Below are 19,751 nucleotides of genomic sequence, written 5' to 3' on the forward strand. Positions count from 1 at the left end.
ACCTTCTAGATAAGCCAGGACTGCTTCTAGTTTCTCCTCGGTTGAGTATTTAGCCAAAAAAACTGCACCTCCAATTGTTAGACTGTGTCTAACAATTGGGGTGCAGTTCACCAGTCTACAGCTGGCGAGCTCCTTTTTTTCCTGCTCAATCAGTCCATCTTCTCAATCGATACTTGATCGATTTGCAAAGAAGTTAAACCCGGTGAATCCACATAGAATCCGATATCCAAGCTCCCATTTGTTACGTTAACGGTTGCTTGAATGCGTTGATACCCTTTGCTAGGGCTAATGTTCTTGAATATTGTCTTTGCACCATACTCACCAAGCTCGAACCGGACTGTCGTCGGCTTATTTCCATATAACGTCTCTTTGACCCATGCGCTGACGGTATATGATCCACTCGGAAGTCCAGTTAATTTCTGATGAATGCTTTGCTTATAGGCTTTGGTGTCCCAGAAATAGAGCTTGTATTTACCTTTATACGTATCGTAGGAATCAACGCCGTACTTTGCTGTCTGACCTGTTGGATGCCATTCCGACCAACCTCGAATGTCACCGCTTTCAAAATCCCCATTTTGAACGAGCGAAGAGTCAATCTCGGATATCCGATTCTTGTCGAGCACGAGACCATCCAAGTGAACCTCACCTGTATCTGAGGCCATGCGTTCTAAAGTAATCAGATTCACACCTTTTTTCAAATGGATGCGATCATTTTGGTTCTTCCATGTCTGCCAAGCTGAAGTTGAGCCAAATGAAACGACCCGCGAAGTTTGAACCACAACTCCCTTATCATCCGTTGCGCTTACATGAAGAGTACTGTTCCTCCCTGACGCATTCGCATAACGATAGGTGAGCGCATAGTCACCTTCCTCAGCTGCTTGGACGGCATAGACGATTTTCGCCCCCGTCAATCCCAATCCATCCACAAAACCAAACCCTTGATAACCGGCATAATTATTGTTAAAATGCGTACCGCCCATCCAAGTGGCAACCTCAGCAGCATAATTCACCTTCGTGCCTTCAGGTTCAATTTTCACAACTTTTGATGCATGTTTCACAAGGTTCGGGCTGTAGGCAGTAAGTTTCCCAAGGCTAGTATCTGTCCAAAGCTCGGTCGTATTCGCTGATTCAGTAAGTCCCAAATCTTTCAGATAATTGACCGAACGAGTGGCTGTCCCATCTGATCGATTAAATAACCCGACCACCCAGCTGCCATCTGGTAGTTGTCCAAGCCATTTTTCTGAATTCCTTGCCGCCGGATCGCTGCTAAATGAATTCCCATTATTATAGTAAGGTTTGCCTACGAATCCTTGATTATGGAGCTCAAGCATGTTCTTGTTTTTGTAAAAGCTGCCGGAATTGCCAATCGTGGAATACTGATCGGTTATCGCAATAGGTGATCCTGCCATGGTGAATAATTGAATGATGCTTTTGCGTTCTTCATCCGTTTTGAACGTATTCATGCGGATGAAATCCCCATCCAGAATCATATTGGAACCGCGCCCAGCGATGTCGGAAAATCCTGTAAATCCTTGGAACGGATTGGCCCACTGCGACCAGCTGTTCACCCAATTTTGACGTTGACCGCTCAAGTTTTCCCAACCGCCATGGGCGAGGTCTTCATTGATTCGGACCATATCACCATACGGCAGTTCGCCTGCAGCATGATTGTTTAAATGAGGCATTACGAGACTTAACTCCATATCATCGCCGGCTGCTTCCTGCATCCACTTTAGAGCCGTCTTATAGTTCTCGGAGCCATGATTAACCCCAATCGTCTTGCCTTTATCTGTTCCGGTTTCATACCAAGAAAGAAAATCAATTCGCAGGTAGGGAACACCAAGCTGCTTGAAGTAATTCACATAGCCTTGAATATACGCCTTGGCGCCGGGTTTTGTAACATCTACCCAATACAAATCGTCATTAAATTTATCTGCGGAGCTGGCAATTTCACTAATATTGTAGTTCGTTCCGACGATTGTTTTCGTTGGATCTGCCGCGGCACTCCGAGTTACCCACAAGGGGTTATAGTAAACGCCGAGCTTCATGCCTTTATTTTGAATGTAGGTAGACCAATACGCCCAGTCGTGCTGCCAGTTATCATTGTGGGATAAAATGTAACCGTTCTCATTTGTGAGCTGAGCACCTTCAATCCAACCGTCGGAGGCTATCATGTCATAGCCCGATGCTTTGTAATCGCTTGCAATCCAATCAATGTTTTTCTTCCATTCTGCCTCGTTCATAGGTGCATTTCGTGTGTATTGATATTCATAAGTGCTCCAATAGAGGGGCCCTGTTCCATTTCTAGTAAATTGACTTTCCCTTGCTTCCGTCGTCTGAGTCCCTAAGGTCAGCGTGAATAAGAGACTGGCGCAACCAAGTAACACTTTCGTGAATGATGTCATCGTCATGGTGGTTGTTCCTTTCTATCAGTTGATCATGTTCACACCCTCATCATAACTGAAAGTTTATCGTGTGCCTATGACCTGTTTTAACCAGTATATTTTGAGTGAAAAAGATAGATGTCCGTGGCATTCCAAACTGGTTTGCATATTTTGAACATAAAGCTTTGTTATTTTACTTGAGAGATGGTGATATGTTTGAAGATTCGAAAAGCGGTTATACCTGCAGCAGGTCTGGGCACGCGATTCCTACCGGCAACCAAAGCTATGCCCAAGGAAATGCTGCCTATCATTGATAAACCAACCATACAATTTATCGTAGAAGAAGCGGTAGCTTCAGGCATTGAAGACATCATCATCGTGACTGGGAAAGGGAAGAAAGCGATCGAAGATCATTTCGATACCGCTTTCGAACTGGAGAGCTATCTAAGAGCGCGAGAAAAGTTTGATCTCCTAGGGCGTGTGCAGGAGCCAACCCAGCTAGCCAACCTTCATTACATTCGCCAAACCGAGCCGCTCGGGCTAGGACATGCTATTTGGTGCGCCCGCTCTTTCGTTCAAAATGAACCCTTTGCCGTGTTATTGGGTGATACGTTTTTTGATGCCGAAACGCCTGCACTAGCACAATTAATTCATTACTATAATCGATATCAAAGGTCAATTATTGGTGTACAGGAAGTCGAGGATCAGTTCGTTTCGGAGTATGGAATTATAGAAGCTAAAGCCCTGCATGAAGGTTTTCATAGTGTAGTAAACCTAATTGAGAAACCAGTTATTCCCATGTCGCCGTCTAATTTGGCCATCCTGGGTCGTTACATTTTGACACCTCAGATTTTCGAGGTATTGGCTACTCAAAAGGCCGGCGTAGGAAAAGAAATTCAATTAACGGACGCATTGATTACGTTGAACGAAATCGAAGCCATTTTTGCCTGTGAGGTAAAGGGACAATGGCATGACATTGGAAACCATAGAGGATTTATAACATCGATTCTTTCTGAAGCGAACAAGAGAGCCAATCTGAGGCCATGGCTTCGCGAACACATAGAAAAAATGTTAAGAGAAACGGAGTGATAGGGGAATGAAACGTCTTCACATTGTGCAGGTGATTTCTAACTTTCCAGATGCACAGAAACTGCCGCCTACGAACCAAGGAGGAACGGAGAAAGTTGTGCATGAATTGACTGAAAACCTTGTGCAAAGAGGACATCAAGTCACGGTATTTGCAGCAAGGGGCAGTAGAACTAGTGCTAAGCTAGTCCCGTTCCCCACGGGTCTTCGCAACCAAGGAATAGCAAGGTATGTCTTGAATAATATGCCGCGGGATGTTGACGTTATTCATGATCATACGTTCAATTCTGCACTTGGAAGGCTTAATCTTCATATTCCGACGGTGTGCACGTTACATCTCCCTGTGAAGCAATGGGTGAAGCTTCCTGTATATGTTTCCAAACGTGCTAGAATGGTGATGGGTAAAAATCGCGGACATTATGTCTATAACGGACTTAATCCCAGGGAATATGAATTCAGTGATAAAAAGCGCAATTTCCTGTTATTTATGGGACGTATTATGAGAGAGAAAGGTGTCCTGCACGCCATTGAGATTGCGGAGAGAACGAATAAAAACCTTATTATTGCTGGACCTATTAAAAATCAAACATTTTATCGTAATGAGATTGCACCTCGAATTAGAAGAAATCCCAACATCCATTTTGTTGGACCTGTTGGAGGGAAGAACAAACAGAAGCTGCTCAAATATGCAAGTTGTTTGCTGTTTCCAACGTTATGGGAAGAGCCTTTCGGACTCGTCATGATTGAGGCTATGGCCTGCGGTACACCAGTAATCGCATTGCGACGTGGTGCGGTACCCGAAGTTATGGCGGGGTTTCCTCAATTAATCTGTCGTTCCGTATCTGAGATGGTTGCAAAGGTAAAGGAAGGGAATTATCCGCATCCGGCAAAGCTTCGTCGTTATGTCATTCGTAGATTTACAACGTCCCAAATGACAACAAAATACTTACAAATATATCAAAAAGCCATGAAAAATTAATCTGCAACAGCCTGCACGCATTCCATAGGGATGCGTGCTTTTTGCACGCTGCAGCCTATGGGTGAATATACTGAAGTACAATTCTGTTAACACACCGTGAGGAGGCAACGGGATGCGTAAATACACGGTTAAACGGGACCAGCGAGATTTTCGGGATTATTATTACCGAAGCGTCAATTATATCCGGGAATCGCAATTACCCCGCAAAGTAGATTTGCGCAAGGAACTGTCTCCTATCGTGAATCAGGGGAATTTAGGTTCTTGCACATCGAATGCCATTGTAAGCGGGCTGCGTGAGTATTGGCTTCGTCAAGAACGAAATTCAACTTTACGGCTATCTCGTCTTTTTCATTATTGGCATGAGCGTAAATTAGAGGGTACGATCAATTGGGACTCGGGAGCCACAGTACGTGATGGCATGAAGGTGCTGCATAAAATAGGGGTATGCCCAGAAGCCGAATGGCCTTATCGCATAGCCAAATTTAAAGAAAAGCCTGATTCTGAGGCGGAAGCTGCAGCAGGAAGCTACCGCATTGAGGGATATCATCGGATTCATGACTTGGCAGGGATCAAAGCGGCATTAGCTGATGGCCAGCCTGTTGTCTTCGGAATTTGGCTGTATCAATCCTTCGAAAGTCCACTGGCGGCAAGAACAGGGAGGATCCCGTACCCGAATCGGAAAAAAGAACAAGTGTTAGGCGGGCATGCCTTATTAGCCGTCGGGTATAAGGATGGTAAGAAGAAGGGACAGGGAACAGTCATTGTGCGGAATTCGTGGGGGAAAGCATGGGGAGACCAAGGCTATTGTTACATGCCCTATTCCTTTTTCAAAAACAATGTGATGACGTTCGATTATTGGACCGGAAAATAAACCCGCTTCTGGGAGGTGCTGAATCTATGTTAAGTGTGGAAGATGCAAATAAAATCATTGCGTTCTTATCTGCGGCTTATTTGGCAACCGAGGATGCTGAGGCAAGAGAAGAATTTCATCGTTTGGCCAACGAGCTAAGGAAATCATCCGGTCAGCCATTGGAATAAATAGGAATCTCAACCGAAACGAGGCGGCTTCAATGCCAAAAGAAAAACTGATCCTGCTCATATTAATTCTGTTCGTTTTACTTACTCTAGTATTCGTTATCTTATTCTAATGCAAAACCAGCCGGCTGCTAACACACGCAGACGGCTGGTTTTGGTTTGTTAACTAGAAGCCTTTGTATTGAGGTTCTTCATTTTCTAATTGCTGCACACGGGAGGCGACTTGATTTACGATGTCTTGTGCAGATAAGGCGGCGGCTTCATACAACTGCTTGGCCTCTTGATTTTGCGTGCCTAGAGCAAACGTTTCTAAGCTTGCTTGCGCACTTTTAAGTGAAGCCAGTGTTGTTTTTACTTGAGAAGCTACTGTCATGTTGTACACCTCTTCATTAAGATTTGTGTAGGATAGCAAGCAAATTGATCGTTTTCAATTGATTGCGATCTTTAATATGCCCTAACTTTTCATCTAGATATATAACAATTAAATCCAACTGAATTATTCATAGCGGTTATCTGATTCGTACATCTTCATTGCTAGGTGACATTCAAGGAGTTCTCTACTGTTGAAGCTCTTACTGAAAGCTTGCCCTCCAGTCGAGTTGTCTTCTTGTTAACTCCGTCAATGAGTGATAGCAGCAGTTCTGTCGCCTCCAAGCCAACCTCCATCCGCGGATAACAGATAGTTGTCAAAGCTGGCGAGACTTGCGAAGACATTAGAATATCTTCGCACCCGGCGATGGCTAATTGTTGTGGGACAAGAATGCCGGATTCTCGGCAAGCTGCGAGGCAACCAACCGCCATCAAATCATTTGCTGCTACGATAGCAGTAAAATCAAAACCTTGCTTTAGTGTTGCGGTTAACGCCTCGAAAGCCTGCTCGAAGCGGCCGGCGCCTTCGAGAATATATCGCTCCGGGAGTTTCAATCCTTCGTGACGCATGGCTTCGCGGAAAGCTACGAGCCGATGAGCAATCGGATCCTGCGGATCGCCAGCGGTCATAAAGGCAATCTGCTTATGCCCCTGTTCTTGCAGATGTACAATTAACCGCCGCATTTCAGTTACCCAATCCACATCAACGACGGGGATGCTCGGCATGGAAACACCAGGCTGCATAAGAGATACGACGGGGAGCTCCATCAAGCTGTAAAATGCTTGACTTTCCTCACTTAGCGTTTGGCCAAGAAGAAGAATGCCGTCTACACGCCCCATCAGTGTATTTTTTAATTCTTCTTCACGAGCAGGTTCAAAGGAATGAAAAAACACTGAATAATTGCTAAGTTTAGCTTTTTTCTCAATATACAATAGGAGTCCACCTTCGAATGGGTTTCCCACGAAATGGACGAGGACGGCAATTTGCCCTGTTTTCCTAGTTTTGAGGCTGCGGGCAGTTTGATTGGGACGATAGCCTAGCTCATTGATAACGGCAAGTACTTTTTGTCTGGTTTCCTCTTTGACGATGCTCCGATTATTTAGCACATATGAAACGACGGCTACCGAAACACCCGCCCGGTCTGCGACTTCTTTCCTGGTAATCATAAGGAACTCCCTTTTCTTGTTTCCTCAAGGGTATCATAAATTTGGACAAATCTAAATGTACTCACTTTTCGTTGCAGCATGGCCTAACCACAGTTCTTTAAGCGGGACCATGGACTCTTCCGGTACGTAGAAGTTGAAATAGTTTTCACTAATTGCCCCCAGCAGTTGGCGGCGAATCGGATCTGCCCCTTCGAGCAATGCCGGCGAAGCAGTGTGGTAATCGATAGGTCTCATCCAGATCGGGCTATAGCCGATAAATAATTGGCGGCGGGTGAAGTTGGAGCGATTCGGGGAACCGGCATGCCAAAGATTTTGTGCAAAAATGAATACGTCTCCAGGTTTACCGCAAACCTCAATTTCTCCTGGTAAAGGTACATTCACGTCGTTTTGAACGGGTTGATATTCTGGCCACTTATGGCTGCCCGGAATGATTTTCGTATTCCCGCGGTCTGGCTCAGACATATCACTCAAAATATAACAAGCTTTAATGTAGTAGGTGGATGTTAGTCCGTTAATGCTTGGGAATTTGGGCGTTGGTCCATCCTGATGCCAGTTAATAAAGCTGTTGGTCTCGGTCTTGAGATCATCGGGATTTGGTTTGCGCACGGTAAGATGTGAGATATGAAGTTGGATGTTATAACCCATCAAATTAACGATAAGTGGAAGAATTGTCGGATTGTCCATTAAGGACAAAATTGAGGGGGCTCGTTCTACGCTATTGTAAATGTTATAGGATAATGACTCTTGTTCATCGGAAAGGATACCGTCTACGGCATTATTCAATTCTGCAATGCTTTCTTCCGAAAGTACATTACGAAGCAGTAAATAACCGTCATTTTCAAATTGTCGTGAGAGCTCAGGAATATTCAGGGTCACTGTCGTCATTCTCATCGTCCTCCTTGTATTTTACTCGTGTAAAATAAGTCGAAAATAAAATGGATAAGGAGCAATTTACTCTTTATCCATTTGTAATAATAAATATTTTACTCGTGTAAATTAAAACTTGCAAGCTTATTATTTCAACCGTACAGTTAACATTTAAATCCAACTCAAATTGATCATACTTGCTTTCAAAATAGCACATAATGAGGTTGTTTCGAGCTTTAGGAAGGGAGGGAGAGCTTGTGGCAGATTGGTTGAGTATCGTAATCAGATCGTTTTTTGCACTAGTTTTGTTGTTTGTACTAACGCGAATTCTCGGTAAAAAACAAATTTCTCAACTTACTTTTTTTGAATATGTTCTCGGAATTACGATTGGGGACTTGGCTGGGACTATTTCCATGGATATGGATTTCAGATTCTGGCATGGGGTCGTCGCTATACTTGTCTGGGTTCTTATACCTTTGATACTGGAGACTTTGACGCTCAAAAGTAAGACATTGAGGTTTTGGTTTGAGGGTAGGGGAACTGTTGTCATTAAAGATGGTAAAATTCTGGAGGACAATTTGAAAAAAGAACGCTACACTGGCGATGAGCTGCTGGCGCAGCTGCGCACCAAAAGTGTTTTTCGCATGGCAGATGTTGAGTTCGCTATGCTTGAGGCTAGTGGTGATTTAAGTGTTCTACTTAAAAGTGATCTCCAACCTCTGACACCAAACCATTTGGGGATGAAGCTGAATATTGAGAAACCGACACAGTCTGTCATCATGGATGGTGTCATTCAAGATGAACCCTTGGCTGCAACAGGAAGAGGAAGAGGATGGCTACATACGGAACTGGATAAGCTAGGAGTAACGAAGGAGAATGTGTTCCTCGCACAAGTAGACACGCATGGCGAATTAACGGTCGATCTTTATGATGATAAATTAAAAGTGCCTCAACCGAGAGAAAGGCCTGCCTTATTAGCCACTTTGAAGAAATGTGAGGCAGATCTTGAACTATTTTCATTGACGACTAGTCATCCGCAGGCAAAGAAGATGTACGAGGCATGTTCGGTGCAGTTAACGAAGGTTATTCAGGATTTGCATATGATTCTAAGAACTTAGGGCGTTAGAGGAAGCAGGAGGGAAAACATGGCCAACAACAAGAAGAAGAATTTGACAATGACGCAGCAGGAGTATCAGAAGCTAGCGAAGAAGCAAGAGCCCAAAAGACCCGTTCTAATAAATTGCCTGCGAGCCTTCCTTGTTGGAGGGACAATCTGTTTAATCGGTGAATGTTTCATGGAGATGTTCGTTAATTGGTTTGGCTTTACCGAAAAAACGGCAGGGAATCCAACAGTTGCCGTCTTAATTATCATATCCGTCATACTGACGAGCTTCGGTGTGTACGATAAAATAGCCCAATGGGCCGGGGCGGGAAGCTCCGTTCCTGTAACAGGTTTCGCTAATTCGTTATGCTCAGCAGCAATTGAGCACCGGGCGGAAGGACTTGTGCTTGGGGTAGGCGGTAATATGTTCAAGTTAGCTGGTAGCGTCATCGTATACGGAACCGTCGCAGCCTTTGTTGTTGGTATCGTACATCTTATCATTACGGGTGGGGGTTGACCTTATGCTGAAGGGACATCAGAGCTGGGTCTTTGAGAATCGACCCGTGATACTATCAACGGGGACGGTTGTAGGACCTGATGAAGGCCAAGGGCCAATTAGTGAGGATTTCGATATCGTCCATGGTGATTTGACCCTTGGTCAAAAAACGTGGGAAAAAGCCGAAAAGGCGCTGCTAGAAGAAGCTGCGCAGCGAGCACTTTCAAAAGCCGGACTTACTGGAGGCCAGATACAGTTCTATATTGGAGGGGATCTGATGAATCAGATCATCTCTAATACCTTCGCCGTGCGCACGTTGAATATGCCGTATATCGGCATATTCGGCGCTTGCTCCACATCGATGGAAGGGCTCGCGCTAGCCGCGCAGCTGGTGGACTCGGGGGCCGCTAACTACGTAATGGCCGGCACCTGCAGCCATAACTGTACGGCGGAGAAGCAGTTCCGTTATCCGACGGAATACGGATCGCAGAAGCCGCCGACAGCTCAATACACAGTCACCGGCGCAGGGGTCGCCGTGCTGGGTAAGACCGGTGACGGTCCCGTCATCACCTCGGCCACAATCGGGCGAATCGTTGATATGGGCATCACGGATCCGTTTAATATGGGCGCTGCAATGGCGCCGGCAGCAGTAGATACCATTCAAACTCACTTCCGAGAACTGAATATTGAGCCTAGTTATTACGATCTAATCGTGACCGGTGATTTGGCAACTGTGGGTGTGAACATTGCGCGCGAACTATTCGATAAGCACAATTTTCCAATTGATCAAACGACATATAACGACTGTGGGTTGATCATTTATGATCGCGAGAAGCAGACGGTCCAAGCGGGAGGGAGCGGTTGTGGCTGCTCTGCAACTGTCACTTATGGTCATCTTCTAAAGCGTATAAAGAGTGGCGAATTGAAGCGAATTCTAGTCGTAGCGACCGGAGCATTGCTCTCGCCGCTTACTTTCCAACAAGGGGAAAGCATCCCTTGCATTGCACATGCTGTTTCAATTGAATCTGGAGGGTTGTACGCATGAACTTTTTTTGGGCTTTTCTGATAGGCGGAGCCATTTGTGTTTTTGGACAACTTTTGATGGATGTGGGTAAGCTTACGCCCGCTCATACTATGAGCACGCTTGTCGTGTTGGGGGCTATAGCAGACGGCTGTAACTTGTATGATCCGTTCATTGAATTTGCCGGTGCGGGTGCAACCGTTCCGATTACCAGCTTCGGCAATGCCCTGGTTCACGGAGCGTTAGAGGAGCTCCATAAGGATGGCTATATAGGGATCATCACAGGTATTTTTAAAGTGACCAGCGCGGGGATATCCGCGGCGATCATCTTCTCCTTCATAGCTGCCGTATTTGTCAAACCCAAAGGATAAGATGAATGCTGGAGAAATGGGCTGTCTTAAAGACATATTCGGAAAATTCAATAAGCCTTAAGGGGTTGTCCTCAAGTAGATTTATCTACTTTTGGGACAGCCCCTTTCTTCTGTTAGGGGTCAACTTCAAACGCTTGCTATACCTGTTTTTTGGAACATAGAAAGAGAATGATCTTCTCAATATCTCGAAACAGATAGAACGAACAATCTCGTACTGGCACATGAATTGTCAAATAGCATGGATGGTTAAATTTAACAAATAAATTTAGAGGATTTACAAGTATACGGACGAAAAACTTTACTGTAAACTAGATTTACGCTCATTTTCCTATCATTTTTAAGGAATACGGACTTATGATAGTATTTTCACCCTAAATGGCAGCATAAACGCAATTTGCTAAGAAAAATTCAGCTACTACTTAAGTCGTAAACTTTCTGATACTCAGCAACTGCTTACGACGTAAGTTTTCTTACGAAAACTCAGTAACGCTTTCGAAGAAAGTTTTGCTGGCAAAACTCTAAGGAGGATCACACATGGAAACTGCCACACATCATCATGTTGAAGCTCTAGCTAGGTTGAAAGCGAATTTGGAATCATGCATTCTTGGCAAGAGCTCTGAGATTGAATTGTTGCTAACTGCGATGCTGGCCGGTGGGCATGTTTTGCTTGAAGATGTGCCGGGTACAGGCAAGACAGTGCTGATTAAAGCGCTTGCTCGATCCATAGATGGTCAATTTCGCCGCATTCAATGTAATCCGGACTTATTACCTTCCGATATAACAGGTGTTTCTATATATCATCCCAAAGAAGAGAAGTTCCTGTTCCGTTCAGGACCGATTATGACGAACATTTTGCTTGTTGATGAAATTAATCGGGCAACTACCAAAACACAGTCTGCTTTGCTGGAAGCAATGGAAGAACAACACATCACCGTCGATGGTGATATACACGAGCTTCCTTCACCATTTATGATGCTTGCGACCCAAAACCCAATCGACTTCGAAGGTACATATATTTTGCCTGAAGCGCAGCTTGACCGATTCATGATGAAGCTTAGTCTAGGCTATCCGAGTGAAGCCGCCGAGAAGCAGATGATTACATCCCAAAGCAAAGTGCATCCCATGGAGGCACTGCAGGCAATCATGGATACGTCTCAAGTGCTGGCCATCCAGGAACAGGTTCGTCATGTCCACTTGGATGAAGCGGTAGCCGATTATTTAGTGACCATTACAAGAAAAACACGAGAACATCAGGCCGTATTCCTTGGAGCCAGTCCTAGGGCAACGCTTTCATTGGTTTTAGCCTCCAAATCTTTTGCGTTTCTCCATGGAAGAGACTATGTGATTCCTGATGATATTAAATACCTTGCTCCTTATGTTCTTGGTCATCGAATGATTCTTCATTCCGAAGCCCGTATGGACGGAGCTACGGTTTCCTCAGTTCTCGGCGCGATTTTCGAGCAAGTACGCGTGCCGGTTCGATTGGAGAAGTGAGCCTATGAATCGACCGGTATTCAAACGATTCGGGGAACTTCCCCGGTTTCCGGCAGCTTTATGGCTTCTTATTGCTTGTTTCACTGCTAGTTTATTGTTCCTGTTGTTTCAAGGTGGGAAACTGGCCTCCATGCTTTTTATTATTATCACGTTGTTGTCTGCTTATTTACTTTCTGGTAACTGGAGTGGAATTAAACGTGCGCAAGGTACTCGCAAGCTTGCGAACATAGGGCAAGAAACTCAAATAGAGGCTGGGCAATCGTTACAGGTTGGTATTGGCGTACAGATTCCGGGGTTCTGGCCTATTCCTTATATGATGATTAAAGATCAGCTTATTCGACAGAATGGGGAAGAGACTATTTTCGAAGGCTCCATTGTTCCAGATTGGAAACGTAGAGGTGAATTGCTTTACAGTACTCCGCCATTAAGAAGAGGGTATTATCGGTTTGGTGAAACGGAGTGCTTAACCGAGGATATTTTCGGCTTTTTTCAGCATAAGGGCCGTTTAGAGCTTCAGCAGCCGATCACGGTATATCCACAAACGGTTGCTATTCGGGAATGGGCGCAATTTCACCAAATGCTTAAAGGCATGCAGCATCACTCCACAACGACGCGAGCACATCGTGAAACGACGCAAATTAATGGTGTCCGTGAATATATTTATGGAGACCGATTATCACGTATACATTGGAATGCCACTGCGAAGACAGGGACATGGAAATCCAAAGAATTCGAGCGAGAATCCCTTCCTAAGACGATTATTCTATTGGATCGGAATGCCCGTGCCTATCGGGATTCTGCCGAATTTGAACTGGCGGTATCTGTTGCAGCTTCTTTATTTCGTTATGGAGCGAGTCGTGACTTAGCGCTAGGATTACTCTCGATCGGGAAGGAATCCTCTTATTTTGAACCGAAGCAAAGTCAGAATCATCACAAACAAATCATACAGCATTTGGTTGGTGTCGAGGCTGATGGTTATCACTCACTTCACCAAATCATCAAGGAACGTTCACGCGAATGGCCAGCAGGCTGCTTCTTTGTACTCATTTCACCGCAAAAGGGCTCAGCGATGATTCAGGTGATTCATCACCTGGAACATCTCCAGATGAATCCATGCCATATTTGGGTTCATGCTAAATCCAACCACGCATTCAAACCGCAAGGATTGGACAAGGAAGGCAATCAAGAGGATTGGATCAAGGCGATTCGCTCACAAGGTTATATGGGTTATGAGGTTAGTCAGTTGACGGACTTGCCTAACCTGTTGGGAGGGGCGAAACGTTATGCCTAACACATTATGGAAAAGGATTTTACTGACAGATTGGTCACAGCGAGTAACAGCAATTCTTACTGGTATTTTCCTTTATCAATTTGTTATCTGGATCATGAAAGAAGATGGACTGTGGCTGCCTGAAACGGTCGCCTTTGTGACGGGAACCCTCTCCATTGTAGCGGCTACTTACCTTATCCCGCACTTACATCGCGGCTGGCGATCCTTGATTCAATTCGGATTGATTATTTGGCTGCACGGAATTGGTATGGGCTATCATTTTGTGGCGGTTAATGTGGCAACATGGAATGATGCGGTGAAATGGATTGCTCTGAATGCAGGGCAGTTGGAACCATACATTTGGTTTAGTTTAATTGCTTGGATTACTTATTTGTTTGCCATGTGGTCTGTCCAATCGAGAATGCGTGTGTTTGTCCTTATTTTTGTCAGTATTTTATTTTTTGCAATTCGCGATTCCTTCAGCATGATCTTTTTGTGGCCGCAAGTAGCTATGGTCATATTTTGCGGTTTCTCACTGTTGATGGTGCAGCATTTTAGTCAACTGAAGAGACGGGCCCCGGTCATTTGGGAAACGATTACGGATTACCCGTCAACGCTCATTGTTCCCGTTTTATTGATAGTCGGTGTCACGTTTCTGGTTGGCCTGCTAGCGCCAACTGTGAATCCGATATTAACGGATCCTTATACAGCTTGGAAAGTAAGCCGTGGTGAAGCTGTTCCTTTACTTGGAAAAGGAGTCAGCATCACGTCATCTTCGAACGCGGATGCTTCTTCCGGCTATAGTCGTGATGACAGTCGGCTTGGCGGCGGTTTTCGTTATGATTACACGCCGGTTATGACTGTTGAAACGAGCAAGAGAACCTATTTCCGAGGCGAAACGAGATCGTTATATAACGGAAAAGGCTGGGAGCTTAGCCCGGTGGAGCGTAAATTGCCAGTCAATCGTGTGAATGGTAATCCGCTGCCGCTTGATCCGCGATTTGATCTGTCACTTTTGAAAACCAAAGAAGTGACTCAAACGGTTGTCATGGATAGAGAGGAAGTATTTCCTGTTTTATTCGGGGGATTCGCCATTCAGAAAATTGTGGAAGTGAATAAAGGTGAGAACCCGTTTCAACGTCTGATATGGTCTCCTCGTCAATCTGAGCTTCGCTATATAGGAAGAAATAATTATCCTAAAGATTATACAATTGTTACACAGGAGCCTATACTGGAAGAAGCGTTATTGCGAGAAGTCAAATCAGACTATGCCAATCAACTGGAATGGGCGGAGTATCTGCAAGTGCCTGCCGACCTTCCTGAACGGGTGAAGCAGCTGGCTGTTGAGATTACCAAGGCAGCGACGAATCCTTATGACAAAGCGAAGTCAATCGAGAAGTATTTATCAGATCATTATCCTTATACGAATACGCCAGATGAAAGTAAAGGCAAGAGTAAGGATTTCGTAGACCGCTTCTTATTTGAAGTGAAGCAAGGGTATTGTGATTATTACTCATCAGCTATGGCTGTACTCGCCCGTTCTATTGGACTTCCAACTCGTTGGGTGAAAGGTTATTCATCGGGCACTTCACCGATTCCTGCAGAAATTAGGGATTTAGGTATTTTGAGTCAACTGGGTGCTGAAATCGATGCGGATGGAGCAGGTACCTATACCGTTAGAAATTCAGACGCTCACTCGTGGGTTGAAGTGTATTTTGAAGGCTTTGGCTGGATACCCTTTGAACCGACCTCAGGCTTCAAACTGCCGAACGTATTTCCAGAGCAAACACCGCCACCCGTTGACCTATCAACGGAAAGTGACCCAGTTACTTTGCCTGACGCAACAAAAGAGGCTCCGAGCCTTACATGGTTGTGGTTGACATTAAGTGGTTTAGGAGCTGCCGTAGTTGTTGCATTAGTTCTTTTCTTTATCTTGAAAAGCAACAATTGGAGAGCATGGCGAACCCGCAGGAAGAAAAGGCAAGTCGTTAATTTCAATCAGAAAATTATTGTTGAATTCGAAAAACTGCTGCGGCTAAGCCGTCGCAGGGGCTACACGAGACATGAGTACGAAACCATGCGAGAAGCGACGACAAGGTGGTCTAACCAAAGTAAGTGGATGAAAAAAGAGCTGGAAACGGTGCTCGAATTGTTTGAACGCGCGAAGTACAGTCAGGAGAATTCCACTGAAGTCGACTACCAGACCGTTAGTCAATCTATTATTCGCTTAAAAGAACAAATGAAATAGAACAAAGAAGCCACTCACCTTTCGAGGTGGTGGTTTTCCTATGAGAGGAGATTTTTATTTATGGCTTTTATCGACTGTCATTTTTATTCAGATTCCCTTGGGGTTTCAGCTTCCATGTACGTCATTTTGCCGCAAGCCGCTCAAAATCAAATCGGATTGGCTTCTGCAGTTTATGGGGTAAAGCATCCTACGCTATATCTGCTGCACGGCTTATCTGATGATCATACGATCTGGATGCGGAGAACCTCGATTGAACGGTATGCTTCGCAATTGGGAATAGCGGTAGTCATGCCAGCCGTCAACCGCAGCTTTTACACCGATATGGCTTCGGGGCCGAAATACTGGACCTTTATTAGTGAAGAATTGCCAGCATTAGCGCGATCATTTTTCCCATTAGCTCAGGAAAGAGAATTGAACTATGTGGCTGGGTTGTCCATGGGTGGCTATGGCGCGATGAAACTGGCACTTTCACATCCGGAAAGGTTTGCCGCAGCGGCAAGCTTATCAGGGGCATTAGATATATCAGACAGAGCATTGAATTTTCCGGACGATTTCAAACTGATTTATGGAGATGTGTCCAAGATTAAAGGCAGCGAGAATGATTTGTTTTATTTGGCTGAACAGGTGTCTGGCGCGACTAGACAATCCCCTAAGCTCTATCAATGCTGCGGTACGGAAGACTTCCTTTATGAAGATAATATTCGATTTCGAGATTATTGCCGCGAATTAGGTATGGATCTGACCTATGAGGAGGAGCCAGGCCAACATGAGTGGGGCTATTGGGACCGTAAAATTCAAAACGTACTGAACTGGTTACCGCTTCCGCCCCGTACCTAGTGGGAAAATATGTTCTTTTCTTTTTGCAACAAGTGGGTCACTATGGTATAGTGTCACGTATATAATATAGGGATCTTTGAGCGTAGCTCAAAGTCTCTCCGCTTTGGGATCTTTGGACGTGCTCAAAGTCTCTCCGCTTAGGGATCTTTGAAAGTAGTTCAAAGTCTCTCCGATTCATGAGGAAGCAGTTGGAGGTAATTTGTTTGCTGAATAAGCTAGTGCCCAGACAGTCTGTACATACGATCTATGATATTGATGCCAATCACCTATGGGGATTTGGTGTCCGTGGTATTATAACAGATCTCGATAATACACTCGTAGGCGCACGAGATCCGCATGCGACTCCGGAGTTAATAGAGTGGTTGAACCGTTTGCAAAAAATGGGCTTCAAGGTCGTCATCGTGTCCAATAACAATCATGGACGGGTTTCAGCCTTTGCGAAGCCGCTTGGCATTCCGTTCATTCATCGAGCTAAGAAACCAACGAACGTTTCATTCCACAGAGCCATGAAGCTGCTTGGTACGAATGCCAGACAAACAGCTGTCATTGGTGATCAAATGTTAACTGACGTTCTTGGAGGCAATCGGATGGGGCTATACACGATCCTAGTTCAACCCATTTCAATTAAGGATGAGGGTTTTTTCACGAAAATCAATCGCCGTATTGAGAAATGGGCTTTAGCTAGGATGAAGAAATAGGAGGATTCATGAGTACAGAAACGATTAGTCATTGTGCGGGGTGCGGCGTATTGCTGCAAACGGAAGAAAAGGGGAAGCTGGGCTTTATCCCGGCTGAAGCGTTGCAGAAGGAACCAGTTATTTGTCAACGCTGTTATCGCATCAAGCATTATAATGAATCTTCGAGCATCACATTGCAGCAGGACGACTTCCTTAAATTATTAGGACATGTCGGCCAAACGAAAGCTCTGGTTGTGAAAATCGTAGATATTTTTGACTTTGAAGGCAGTATGATTAGCGGTCTTGCACGCTTTGTGGGTACGAATCCTGTTCTGTTAGTCGTAAACAAGATCGATTTGCTGCCAAAAGTGACGAACGCAAATAAGATCATTAATTGGGTACAGCGCAGAGCCAAAGAAGAGAACCTCAAGGTTGTTGATATCATCCTTTGCAGTGCAAAGAAAAACATTGGTTTCGATCGTGTTATTACAGCTGTGCAGGAATATCGCGGCAACATGGATGTCTATGTGGTCGGTGCAACGAATGTCGGTAAATCGACACTCATTAACCGCTTAATCAGTGATTATAGTGATCTGGAGTCAGAGCTTACAACGTCACAATATCCTGGAACAACGCTGGATCTGGTCAAAATCCCACTGGATGATGGTCGGTTTATTGTTGATACACCTGGTATTGTGCATACACATCGTTTAACCGAAGTCGTGAAAAAGCGTGATTTAGCTAGAATCATGCCAGACAAACCACTTAAGCCGATGGTGTTTCAGTTAAATGAAGCGCAAACGCTATTTTTTGGCGCCTTAGCTCGATTTGATTTTATTAGCGGTGAGCATCAATCATTTACTTGCTACACGTCTAATGCCATTCAAATTCATCGTACAAAGCTGGAAAAGGCTGATGATTTGTATGAAGAACATAAAGGTGTCATGCTTGCGCCTCCTAACCTAGCAGACTTGGACGAGCTGCCTAAGCTTGTGAAGCATCCGCTGCACATTCCGAAGGGGAAACAGATGGATGTGCTGATCTCTGGTTTAGGCTGGATTAAAGTGAACAGCTTAGCTGGAGCTCAGCTTGCCGTTCATGCGCCGAAGGGGATTAAGGTTATCACGCGTGAGTCGTTGATTTAGGGGGACAAGAGGAGAACATGGAGAAACTGGTGACGACGATTGACAGTCATACCATTCTATATGGGGTTTTCGGAGATCCGATACGGCATTCCCGTTCCCCGATTATGTTGAATCGAGCTTTTGAGGAAGCAGGTATTAACGCAGTTTACGCTGCTTTCCACGTTCGTCCAGAAGAACTTGGGGATGCTGTTCGCGGGATACGGGCATTAGGATATCGAGGTATCAACGTAACGATTCCGCATAAAGTGGAAGTTATGCAGTACTTGGATGAAATCGATGAAGGGGCTAGGATCGTTGGGGCGGTGAATACCATCGTTAATGAATCAGGTAAGCTCACCGGTTACAATACGGACGGTATTGGCTATGTGCGATCGCTCAAGGAAGAGACGGGTATTGATCTGAAAGGGAAAAGTGTTCTTCTTCTTGGGGCTGGTGGAGCGGCCAGAGGCGTTGCCTATGCGCTTGCCAAAGAAGGGATTCGCCGTATCTACATCGCGAATCGAACCAAAGAACGCGCCTTGGAACTTGCCGACACGATCAGTACGTACACCGAAGCGATTGGACTTGGCATGGACGAGCTAGGACCTGTTGTAGATGAGGTCCAATTCGTTCTGAATACAACTTCGGCCGGAATGCATCCTCATGTTGAGGAAGTTCCGTTACCGCTTGAACTCCTGCGTTCGCATCATCTGGTCAGCGATCTCATTTATAATCCGCGAATTACAAGATTCCTTCGTGAAGCGGAAGCAAGAGGAGCCCGCATACATGGCGGACTCGGTATGTTTATTTATCAAGGTGCTTTTGCCTTTGAATATTGGACTCGTACCCCTGCGCCCGTTGCGGCGATGAGACAGGTGGTAGAACAGTCGTTAGCTGAATAAGAATGAATAGAGGGACATCTATGTTAACAGGCAAACAGAAACGTTATTTGCGCTCAATGGCGCACCATTTAGATCCAATCTTTCAAGTAGGTAAAGGCGGCGTGAACGATCATTTAATCCGTCACATTCAAGAAGCTTTGGAAGTTCGTGAATTGATTAAAATTACTGTACTCAACAACAGTGGAGAAGACCGCGACGAGGTCGGCACTGAATTATCCGAAAAGTCTGGCGCAGAGCTCGTGCAGGTTATTGGGAAAATCGTCGTGCTTTACAAAGAATCGCGTGACAAGAAGAAGATTGAACTGCCGCGCTAAAGAGGTGG

General features: G+C 45.1%; 20 protein-coding genes. 16 read left to right on the plus strand and 4 right to left on the minus strand.

The annotated features are described in order from the left end of the window. Positions 1-149: 149 nt before the first annotated feature. The gene (locus AC58U0_RS17095) at positions 150-2,411 is read right to left on the minus strand and encodes a carbohydrate-binding protein (RefSeq protein ID WP_497380200.1); all 2,262 of its coding nucleotides are present in this window, start codon (positions 2,409-2,411) and stop codon (positions 150-152) included. Positions 2,412-2,600: 189 nt separating this feature from the next. On the opposite strand from AC58U0_RS17095, the gene galU reads away from it, so the two are divergent. The 4 genes from galU to AC58U0_RS17115 all read left to right on the plus strand — a co-directional run bounded on the left by galU (position 2,601) and on the right by AC58U0_RS17115 (position 5,487). Then, on the plus strand, positions 2,601-3,473 hold the full coding sequence (gene galU / locus AC58U0_RS17100; protein WP_497380201.1) for a UTP--glucose-1-phosphate uridylyltransferase GalU: 873 nt from the start codon (positions 2,601-2,603) through the stop codon (positions 3,471-3,473). A gap of 7 nt (positions 3,474-3,480) precedes the next feature. Next, complete coding sequence (locus AC58U0_RS17105; protein WP_497380202.1) at positions 3,481-4,449, plus strand: glycosyltransferase family 4 protein; 969 nt, start codon at positions 3,481-3,483, stop codon at positions 4,447-4,449. A gap of 112 nt (positions 4,450-4,561) precedes the next feature. After that, the gene (locus AC58U0_RS17110) at positions 4,562-5,320 is read left to right on the plus strand and encodes a C1 family peptidase (protein ID WP_497380204.1); all 759 of its coding nucleotides are present in this window, start codon (positions 4,562-4,564) and stop codon (positions 5,318-5,320) included. A 26-nt stretch (positions 5,321-5,346) separates the two neighbouring features. Then, positions 5,347-5,487, plus strand: coding sequence for a hypothetical protein (locus tag AC58U0_RS17115; RefSeq protein WP_047672235.1), 141 nt, complete (start codon positions 5,347-5,349; stop codon positions 5,485-5,487). Positions 5,488-5,650: 163 nt separating this feature from the next. On the opposite strand, the gene AC58U0_RS17120 is transcribed toward AC58U0_RS17115, so the two are convergent. The 3 genes from AC58U0_RS17120 to AC58U0_RS17130 form a co-directional block, all read right to left on the minus strand. Further along, complete coding sequence (locus tag AC58U0_RS17120) at positions 5,651-5,857, minus strand: DUF1657 domain-containing protein (protein WP_057303170.1); 207 nt, start codon at positions 5,855-5,857, stop codon at positions 5,651-5,653. A gap of 161 nt (positions 5,858-6,018) precedes the next feature. Next, the gene (locus tag AC58U0_RS17125; RefSeq protein ID WP_497380206.1) at positions 6,019-7,020 is read right to left on the minus strand and encodes a LacI family DNA-binding transcriptional regulator; all 1,002 of its coding nucleotides are present in this window, start codon (positions 7,018-7,020) and stop codon (positions 6,019-6,021) included. Between the two features lie 51 nt (positions 7,021-7,071). Continuing rightward, complete coding sequence (locus AC58U0_RS17130) at positions 7,072-7,905, minus strand: phytanoyl-CoA dioxygenase family protein (protein WP_497380207.1); 834 nt, start codon at positions 7,903-7,905, stop codon at positions 7,072-7,074. Between the two features lie 200 nt (positions 7,906-8,105). On the opposite strand from AC58U0_RS17130, the gene AC58U0_RS17135 reads away from it, so the two are divergent. The 12 genes from AC58U0_RS17135 to yhbY all read left to right on the plus strand — a co-directional run bounded on the left by AC58U0_RS17135 (position 8,106) and on the right by yhbY (position 19,743). Next, positions 8,106-9,005 carry a DUF421 domain-containing protein gene (locus AC58U0_RS17135; RefSeq protein WP_497380208.1) on the plus strand — a complete coding sequence of 300 codons (900 nt, stop codon included), beginning with the start codon at positions 8,106-8,108 and terminating at the stop codon, positions 9,003-9,005. A 27-nt stretch (positions 9,006-9,032) separates the two neighbouring features. Beyond that, a complete protein-coding gene (gene spoVAC / locus AC58U0_RS17140) occupies positions 9,033-9,506 on the plus strand; it encodes a stage V sporulation protein AC (RefSeq protein ID WP_497380209.1) in 474 nt (157 codons plus the stop codon). Positions 9,507-9,510: 4 nt separating this feature from the next. Continuing rightward, positions 9,511-10,530, plus strand: coding sequence for a stage V sporulation protein AD (gene spoVAD / locus AC58U0_RS17145; RefSeq protein WP_497380210.1), 1,020 nt, complete (start codon positions 9,511-9,513; stop codon positions 10,528-10,530). Beyond that, positions 10,527-10,877 carry a stage V sporulation protein AE gene (gene spoVAE, locus AC58U0_RS17150; RefSeq protein WP_497380211.1) on the plus strand — a complete coding sequence of 117 codons (351 nt, stop codon included), beginning with the start codon at positions 10,527-10,529 and terminating at the stop codon, positions 10,875-10,877. Before spoVAD ends, spoVAE begins: the two co-directional genes overlap by 4 nt. 534 nt (positions 10,878-11,411) lie before the next feature. After that, positions 11,412-12,371, plus strand: a complete 960-nt coding sequence (locus AC58U0_RS17155) for an AAA family ATPase (RefSeq protein WP_171643682.1) — start codon at positions 11,412-11,414, stop codon at positions 12,369-12,371. 4 nt (positions 12,372-12,375) lie between these two features. Beyond that, positions 12,376-13,662 (plus strand): DUF58 domain-containing protein, encoded by a 1,287-nt coding sequence (locus AC58U0_RS17160; protein WP_497380212.1) that lies wholly within the window; start codon positions 12,376-12,378, stop codon positions 13,660-13,662. Beyond that, positions 13,655-15,889 (plus strand): transglutaminase TgpA family protein, encoded by a 2,235-nt coding sequence (locus tag AC58U0_RS17165; protein ID WP_497380214.1) that lies wholly within the window; start codon positions 13,655-13,657, stop codon positions 15,887-15,889. Before AC58U0_RS17160 ends, AC58U0_RS17165 begins: the two co-directional genes overlap by 8 nt. 60 nt (positions 15,890-15,949) lie before the next feature. Continuing rightward, positions 15,950-16,726: an alpha/beta hydrolase gene (locus AC58U0_RS17170; RefSeq protein WP_497380215.1), complete on the plus strand. Its 777-nt coding sequence runs from the start codon at positions 15,950-15,952 to the stop codon at positions 16,724-16,726. 203 nt (positions 16,727-16,929) lie between these two features. Next, the gene (locus tag AC58U0_RS17175) at positions 16,930-17,424 is read left to right on the plus strand and encodes a YqeG family HAD IIIA-type phosphatase (RefSeq protein ID WP_497380217.1); all 495 of its coding nucleotides are present in this window, start codon (positions 16,930-16,932) and stop codon (positions 17,422-17,424) included. 8 nt (positions 17,425-17,432) lie between these two features. Further along, entirely contained in the window at positions 17,433-18,548 is a 1,116-nt protein-coding gene (yqeH, locus tag AC58U0_RS17180) for a ribosome biogenesis GTPase YqeH (RefSeq protein ID WP_497380219.1), read from the plus strand. 17 nt (positions 18,549-18,565) lie between these two features. Then, positions 18,566-19,429 carry a shikimate dehydrogenase gene (gene aroE / locus AC58U0_RS17185; RefSeq protein WP_497380220.1) on the plus strand — a complete coding sequence of 288 codons (864 nt, stop codon included), beginning with the start codon at positions 18,566-18,568 and terminating at the stop codon, positions 19,427-19,429. A gap of 20 nt (positions 19,430-19,449) precedes the next feature. Beyond that, on the plus strand, positions 19,450-19,743 hold the full coding sequence (gene yhbY / locus AC58U0_RS17190; protein ID WP_029193567.1) for a ribosome assembly RNA-binding protein YhbY: 294 nt from the start codon (positions 19,450-19,452) through the stop codon (positions 19,741-19,743). Positions 19,744-19,751: the final 8 nt, after the last annotated feature.

Source organism: Paenibacillus sp. J31P190, assembly GCF_059692075.1.